Source organism: Enterococcus sp. C102(2024) (assembly GCF_040888205.1).
Lineage (GTDB): Bacteria > Bacillota > Bacilli > Lactobacillales > Enterococcaceae > Enterococcus > Enterococcus faecalis.
The window spans coordinates 1-221 of record NZ_JBFOHH010000028.1 but is presented as its reverse complement, the minus strand read 5'-3'; the positions used below and the strand labels follow the sequence as shown (position 1 = coordinate 221).

Annotated in this window: 1 pseudogene; it reads left to right on the top strand. The window is 37.1% G+C overall.

The features are described from left to right. Positions 1-167 (top strand): annotated as a pseudogene (locus AB3I34_RS14010) (IS6 family transposase); the annotation flags it as partial. Between the last annotated feature and the right edge of the window lie 54 nt (positions 168-221).

The following is a 221-nucleotide window of genomic DNA, read 5'->3' as shown; positions in this document are numbered from 1 at the left end:
CAATTAAGCGAAGAAACAAATTTTACCAAAGTTTGCGAACAGCCTCAACCACGATTAAAGGCATGGAAGCGATTCGAGGAATTTATAAAAAAAGCCGAAAAGAAGGGTCTCTTTTTGGCTTTTCCGTCTGTACAGAAATCAAAGGACTATTAGGAATCCCTGCTTAAATAAGAATCATCTTGAAAAACTAATGACCTTTTTGAGACTTTGCAACAGAACCC